Origin of the sequence: Streptomyces sp. PH10-H1, assembly GCF_030063355.1 — a bacterium.
Taxonomy (GTDB): domain Bacteria; phylum Actinomycetota; class Actinomycetes; order Streptomycetales; family Streptomycetaceae; genus Actinacidiphila.
Genome location: NZ_JASISZ010000207.1, coordinates 1 through 1,385, shown reverse-complemented (window position 1 = coordinate 1,385; position 1,385 = coordinate 1). Strand labels below are relative to the sequence as shown.

The window sequence follows — 1,385 nt, the reverse complement described above, 5'->3', positions numbered from 1 at the left end:
CTGAGTTGCGTGCTGTGGTGAATGTTGGGCTGCTGGCCCGGGTGTATCCGGCGGGGCTGGTGGACGAGGTGCTGGAGGCGTGCGGGCGGGTGGAGCGGCGGTCTCGGCTGCTGCCGGCTCGGCTGATGGTGTATTTCGTCCTCGGTATGGCGTTGTTCTCGCCGGATCCGTATCTGGAGGTCATGCGCAAGACGACGTTCGGTCTGCGGCATATCGGCCTGCTGGGAACCTGGCGGGAGCCGAGCAAGCCGTCCATCTTTCTGGCGCGTCAGCGGCTGGGCGCGGAACCGTTGCGGGAGTTGTTCACCCGTGCCGCCGTACCGCTGGCCGAGCCTGCGGAGAGCTGGGCTTTCTGGCGGGGACTGCGGCTGATGGCAGTGGACGGAACATGCGTCGACCTGGCCGACTCCCCGGCCAATGATGAGGAGTTCGGGCGCCACGGCGGCCGGCCCAAGGCGGGCAAGACGCCGTACAAGCGGGCGGCGTTTCCGCAGGCCAAGATCGTGGGGCTGGTGGAGTGCGGCACGCATGCCGTCGTCGACGCGGTGGTCAGCGCGTACTCGGTCCACGAGGCGCTGACCGCCCGGGACCTGGCCCGGTCGATGAGCCCGGGCATGCTGGTCCTGGGCGACCGGGGCCTGCCTGGCGTGGACTTGTGGCGGGCCTGGTCGGCATCCGGAGCGGACCTTCTGCTGCGACTGGCGGGCAAACGCTACGGACTCGAGCCCGACCGGCTGCTGCCCGACGGTTCCTGGATCACCACGATCTACGGGTATGAGGACCGCCGGCGCGAGCACGGCATCCAGGTCCGCGCTCTGCGCTACCAGCTCGACGACGGCCAGGAGACCTACACACTCCTGACCACCTTGCTCGACCACGAGCAGTACCCCGGGCCTGAGTTGGCCGCCCTCTACACCGAGCGGTGGGAGATCGAGACGACCTTCAAAGAACTCAAGACCCAGCAGATCGGCGCTGGCACCGTCCTGACCAGCAAGACCCCGGACGGAATCCTCCAACAGATCTGGGGCCACCTGCTCGTGCACTACGCACTGCGCGTGCACATGCTCGAAGCCGCCCGCGCCAACACCGACGCGCTCGACCCCGACCGCCTGTCCTTCACCACCTGCCTCCGCGCCGCCCGCCGCATCGCCCTGATGCCGCCAGCGGCCTTTCCCCCCTCACCACCGCAACCCACTCCGCCTGATGCTTGACGAACTCCTCGCCAACATCAACCCGCCCCGACGCCCCCGAACCAGCCCACGCGCCATCAAACGCATCATCTCCCGCTACCGCATCAAGAAACCCGACGACCGGCAAGCTCCCACACCACCCCGCACCCCCACGCTCATACCACCCCACCCGAACTCTTAACCTAACGGCATTGG

The 1,385-nt window shown here is 68.0% G+C and carries 1 protein-coding gene; it reads left to right on the top strand.

Going from position 1 to position 1,385, the window contains the following annotated elements:
* Window positions 1-1,211, top strand: a 1,211-nt coding sequence (locus QMK24_RS41230; RefSeq protein ID WP_283472047.1) for an IS4 family transposase, incomplete at its 5' end; no start/stop codon positions are given.
* Window positions 1,212-1,385 lie beyond the last annotated feature (174 nt).